Genomic DNA, 5,657 nt, shown 5'->3' with positions numbered 1-5,657 from the left:
ATTCAATAGGGTACAGTGTAATCTGGCTAGGATCTTTTTTATTAAGGCAAATATTTTTGTGAAATGAAAAAAATATGTTATACAAAAGTATAGCAACTTTTATAGTGGAAGGATGGATAGGGAATTATGCAAAATTTTGTGTTTCGTAATCCGACAAAGCTTATTTTTGGTCAAGGACAATTAGAGCAATTAAAGACGGAGATCCCCCAGTATGGTAAAAAGGTTCTTCTCGTATATGGCGGGGGGAGTATTAAACGAAATGGTATATATGATAATGTAATCGCGATTTTAAAAGATATTGAGGCAGAAATTTTTGAGTTAACAGGTGTTGAACCGAACCCACGTTTATCTACTGTAAACAAGGGGATTCAAATCTGCAAAGAAAATGATATTCAATTTATTTTAGCTGTTGGTGGTGGAAGCGTTATCGATTGTACGAAAGCAATTGCTGCTGGTAGTAAATATGATGGCGATGTATGGGACATTGTGACCAAGAAAGCATTTGCAAGTGATGCTTTACCGTTCGGTACAGTACTCACTCTTGCAGCGACGGGTTCTGAGATGAATGCAGGTTCTGTTATTACAAATTGGGAAACGAATGAAAAGTACGGATGGGGTAGTCCTGTTACGTTTCCACAGTTTTCTATTTTAGATCCAGTCCATACAGCTTCTGTTCCACGAAACCAAACGATCTATGGTATGGTCGATATAATGTCACATGTGTTAGAACAATACTTTCATCAAGGTACAAATACAGAATTGCAAGATCGTTACTGTGAATCTATTTTAAAAACGGTCATTGAAACAGCTCCAAAACTTTTAAATGATTTAGAAAGCTATGAGCACCGAGAAACGATTTTATATTGTGGAACAATGGCGCTAAATGGCATTTTAGCAATGGGTGTCCGCGGTGATTGGGCAACGCATAATATTGAACACGCCGTTTCAGCTGTGTATGATATTCCGCACGGTGGTGGCTTAGCGATTTTATTCCCAAATTGGATGAAGCACGTTTTAGATGAAAATATAGGCCGCTTTAAACAATTTGCAGTGCGTGTATTCCATGTAGAAGCAGACGGAAAAACAGATAAGGAAATTGCCTTAGAAGGTATCGAAGCGTTGAGAAGCTTTTGGACATCTATTGAAGCACCATCTTGTTTAGCTGACTATGAAATTGGAGAAGAGAAAATTGATGTAATGGCTGAAAAAGCGATGGTATATGGTGAATTTGGTCATTTTAAGAAATTAAATAAAGAAGATGTAGTAGCGATTTATAGAGCCTCATTGTAAAAAAATAAAAACAATCAAAAGACCTTCTTNNAAGAAGGTCTTTTGATTGTTATTGAATGTTTAGTGAATTAATTTGGTTGTTATTGATTGTTTTTGATTGATTTTTGAATTCGGTTTCATTATACTGTAATCAAAGAAGAGGTGAGTGATATGTTAACTCCTGAACGTCATCAGCTAATTTTGCAGCTTGTGAAAGAAAAGAAAGTAGTGAAATTACAACAACTGGTGGAAGAAACGAAAAGTTCAGAATCGACAATCCGTCGTGATTTAGCACAATTAGAGAAAGAACGATTATTAAAACGAGTGCATGGCGGGGCTGCTATATTAACTGGAAAAGGTGAAGAACCTACAATGGTTGAAAAATCAGCCAAAAACATTCAAGCGAAAAAGGAAATCGCTAAACAAGCTGCATCTTTTGTAGCGAAAGGTGATTGTATTTATTTAGATGCAGGAAGTACAACCTTTGAAATGATTTCATATTTAACAGATAAAGAAGTTACCGTTGTGACAAATGGACTTATGCATATTGAAGCGCTAGTGGAAAATAATATTCGTGCTTATTTACTTGGCGGGATGATGAAGAGTAGAACAAAGGCTTTAATTGGTGCAATGGCACAGGAGGGTATTAAGCAGTATCGTTTTGATAAGTGTTTTTTAGGGGCGAATGGTGTGCATGAACAACTTGGCTACACAACGCCGGATCCTGAAGAAGCAATGATAAAAAAAATGGCGTTAAAGTTAGCGAATGAAGGCTATTTTTTAATAGATGAAAGTAAATTTTCTGAAGTAGCATTTGCGAAAATTGCAAGTATTGAAGAAGCGACAATTATTACAAATGTATTAGAAGAAGAGCAAGAAGAATATAAGCGAAAAACAAATGTAATTGAGGTTGATAAATGATGATTTATACAGTTACTTTAAATCCATCGATTGATTATGTTGTACAAACAGAGAGGTTCGAGCTGGGGACTGTCAATCGAGCGGAAAACGATATGAAATTTCCTGGTGGGAAAGGAATTAATGTATCCCGTGTACTTCGTAGGCTTGGAATAGAGAATACAGCGCTCGGTTTTATAGGTGGATTCACAGGTCAATTTATTGAAGCTGTTTTGGAAAGTGAAGGGGTTAAGACAAATTTTGTCCATGTAGCTGGGGATTCACGTATTAATGTGAAAATAAAGGGACAGGAAGAAACAGAGCTGAATGGTCAAGGGCCTGTTGTTACTGGCGAACAACTTCAAAATTTGATGAACGAAATGGAAAATATGCAGGCTGGTGATTATCTTGTATTAGCGGGTAGTATTCCTGCGTCGATTCCAAAAACATTTTATGAAACAATGGCTAATTTTGGAGCAGAACGTCAGGTTAACGTCATTGTTGATGCGAGTGGCAGTGCACTTCAGCATGTAATTCAAAATAGACCATTTTTAATAAAACCGAATCATCATGAGCTTGGTGAATTATTTGGAGAGAAACTTTCGACAGTAGAAGAAATGATTCCATATGGCAAAAAGTTAATTGAACAAGGTGTACAGAATGTAGTTGTCTCTATGGCTGGAGCTGGAGCTTTGTTATTTACAAATGAAGAGGTATATGAGGCAACCGTACCAAAAGGGACAGTTGTTAATTCTGTTGGAGCAGGTGACTCTCTTGTTGCAGGTTTTGTAGGAATATATGAAAAAACAAAAGATGTCGAAGAAGCATTTCGTTATGGGGTAGCAACAGGAAGTGCGACAGCTTTTTCGGCTGATTTATGTACGAAAGATAAAGTAGAGGAATTATTATCGCAAGTAATGATTACAAAGCGGTAGGGGGAACAGGGCATGAAAATTACAGAGCTTTTAAAAAGGGATACAGTGATCATGGATTTAACAGCTTCAGTAAAAGAAACTGTTATTGATGAATTAGTAGAGAAATTAGAAAAGGCAGGGAGGTTAAATAGTAAAGCTGAATTTAAGGAGGCTATTTTAAAGCGTGAAATGCAAAGTACAACTGGAATTGGCGAAGGGATTGCAATTCCACATGCAAAAACAAAAGCGGTTAAACGACCAGCTATTTGTTTTGGTCGTAGTGTAAGCGGTGTCAACTATGAGTCACTTGATGGGCAACCAGCTCATTTATTCTTTATGATTGCGGCGAGTGAAGGAGCGAACAATACGCACTTAGAAACGCTGTCTCGTTTATCTACATTATTAATGGATCAAGGGTTTCGCAAACAATTATTAGAGGCAAAAAGCGAAGAGGAGCTTCTTCTTTTATTTGATGAAAAAGAAAATGAAAACGAACGAGAAGATGAAAATAGTGAAGTAGTAAAACCAGAAGGAAATGAGCCATATGTATTAGCGGTAACCGCTTGTCCGACTGGTATCGCTCACACATACATGGCTGCAGATAGTCTAAAAGCGAAAGCAGCAGAATTAGGAATTGCGATTAAGGTGGAAACAAACGGATCTACGGGTGTGAAAAATGGTTTAACGAAAGAAGATATTGAATGTGCAACAGCGATTATCGTTGCGGCAGATAAGCAAGTAGAAATGAATCGGTTCGAGGGAAAACATGTGATTCAAGTACCAGTTGCGGACGGTATTCGGAAAACAGAGCAATTAATTAATCGAGCTATAAAACAAGATGCTCCGATTTTTAAAGGTGAAAAAGAGAATAGAGAAGCAAGAGGTGTGGAAAAAGAAAAGGGATTAGGTATATATAAGCATTTGATGAACGGTGTAAGTAATATGTTACCGTTTGTAGTTGGAGGCGGAATCTTAATTGCACTTGCCTTTGCTTTCGGAGGAATTAAAGCGGAAGGTCCAATTGCAGAGACCCTCATGACAATTGGTGGCGGGAAGATGGGAGCATTCGTATTTCTTGTTCCTATGTTAGCTGGATTTATCGCAAGTTCTATTGCGGATCGCCCAGGGTTTATGCCTGGTATTGTCGGTGGTTTTTTAGCAGCACAAGCAAATGCAGGTTTTTTAGGTGGATTAATTGCTGGCTTCTTAGCGGGTTATATTGTCCTTGGTTTAAAGAAAGTGTTGGCAGGCTTGCCGGTGCAATTAGAAGGGATTAAACCTGTTTTATTATATCCAGTACTAGGTTTGTTACTTACAGGTGTATTAATGTTAAAAGTCGTAAATCCTCCTGTTGTCGCTTTAAATGAGGCGTTAACGAGTTGGTTAAATGGTTTAGGTGGTGCGAATGCTATATTATTAGGACTTATTTTAGGTGGCATGATGGCAGTTGATATGGGTGGTCCTATTAATAAGGCAGCATTTACATTTGGGATTGCTGCAATTGAGGCTGGAAACTTCGGTGTACATTCAGCTATTATGGCTGGTGGAATGGTACCACCACTTGCGATTGCTTTTACGACGACATTTTTTAAAGCGAAATTTACAGAAGCAGAACGTAAATCAGGTTTTACAAACTATATTATGGGAGCATCATTTATTACAGAAGGAGCAATTCCATTTGCAGCAGCAGATCCAATCCGTGTAATTGTAAGTTGTGTTATCGGTTCGAGTCTCGCTGGTGCGTTATCAATGTTGTTTGGGATTACATTGCCAGCCCCGCACGGTGGAATATTCGTCATATGGTTAGTAAATAAACCAATTCTATATATTCTTTCTATATTAATAGGTTCTGTAGTATCGGCTATTATATTAGGAGTATGGAAAAAGAAAATTTTATAATCATTCAATAAGGACAGCTGTTATCTTTGATAGCTGTCCTTTGAGGTTTTATATATATAGGAAGGTTAGAGTAGACATGATTTACTTTGCATGAACAGGCGGTAAGACTTTCACCTTAAAATGTAGCGTTAGGGGGAAATTCACTTTCTGTAAAAGCCCAATCCAGATTGGTAAGGGCTAATAAGCAGTGGGAATGAAGGGATCCTCCATTAATTAAAGTTCCGCTTTATTACATAAAGAGACATAGCGTGATTGAAAATTGTAATGTTTCGGTGTGTTTTTGTAACAAGATGGTAATACTATTACTTTTATTGCAAAAAATATTTGTGCTAGAAAGAGAGGGATCCTATTGAAACTCTTAAAGTGACGTATAGAGATTTGGTTTCTTATGGCCAATTTTATGTTACAAATCATTAATGATGTGTTACGAATCGTTTGTAATTGTGTGATATCCTAAATCTCCTAAAAAACTGTTGCTATAATGAGGACACGAAAACAAAGCGAATGGAGGCTATTCATGAAAAAATTAATTGGTATAGCAGCAGCAGCGTTTTTTGGTCTTGGGATTTTCACTACTTCTGCACAAGCAGAAACTGTTGTAACAACAGAGGTATTAAATGTACGTGAGAACCCAACTACTGAATCGAAAGTTGTAGGGAAATTATTAAATGGTCATAA

The 5,657-nt window shown here is 37.2% G+C and carries 4 protein-coding genes and 1 pseudogene; all 5 read left to right on the top strand.

Annotated elements, in window-relative coordinates; all coding sequences use genetic code 11:
• Positions 1–126 precede the first annotated feature (126 nt).
• Positions 127–1,290 (top strand): iron-containing alcohol dehydrogenase, encoded by a 1,164-nt coding sequence (locus tag CN373_RS24835; protein WP_001179116.1) that lies wholly within the window; start codon positions 127–129, stop codon positions 1,288–1,290.
• Between the two features lie 150 nt (positions 1,291–1,440).
• On the top strand, positions 1,441–2,190 hold the full coding sequence (locus CN373_RS24830; RefSeq protein WP_000957262.1) for a DeoR/GlpR family DNA-binding transcription regulator: 750 nt from the start codon (positions 1,441–1,443) through the stop codon (positions 2,188–2,190).
• Positions 2,190–3,101 (top strand): 1-phosphofructokinase, encoded by a 912-nt coding sequence (gene pfkB, locus CN373_RS24825; protein WP_098360368.1) that lies wholly within the window; start codon positions 2,190–2,192, stop codon positions 3,099–3,101. The genes CN373_RS24830 and pfkB overlap by 1 nt, the downstream gene beginning before the upstream one ends.
• A 12-nt stretch (positions 3,102–3,113) precedes the next feature.
• Positions 3,114–4,979, top strand: a complete 1,866-nt coding sequence (locus CN373_RS24820; RefSeq protein ID WP_000704615.1) for a PTS fructose transporter subunit IIABC — start codon at positions 3,114–3,116, stop codon at positions 4,977–4,979.
• A 481-nt stretch (positions 4,980–5,460) separates the two neighbouring features.
• Positions 5,461–5,657 (top strand): annotated as a pseudogene (locus CN373_RS24815) (enterotoxin); the annotation flags it as partial.

Source organism: Bacillus cereus (genome assembly GCF_002561295.1).
Classification (GTDB): Bacteria; Bacillota; Bacilli; order Bacillales; family Bacillaceae_G; genus Bacillus_A; species Bacillus_A cereus_S.
The sequence above is the reverse complement of the archived record's forward strand: the minus strand, read 5'-3'. Positions and strand labels throughout refer to the sequence as shown.

Excerpts from the sequence above, each read along its gene's own strand:
- CN373_RS24835 (WP_001179116.1), top strand. The coding sequence starts at position 127 with ATGCAAAATTTTGTGTTTCGTAATCCGACAAAGCTTATTTTTGGTCAA.
- CN373_RS24830 (WP_000957262.1), top strand. The coding sequence starts at position 1,441 with ATGTTAACTCCTGAACGTCATCAGCTAATTTTGCAGCTTGTGAAAGAA.
- pfkB (WP_098360368.1), top strand. The coding sequence starts at position 2,190 with ATGATTTATACAGTTACTTTAAATCCATCGATTGATTATGTTGTACAA.
- CN373_RS24820 (WP_000704615.1), top strand. The coding sequence starts at position 3,114 with ATGAAAATTACAGAGCTTTTAAAAAGGGATACAGTGATCATGGATTTA.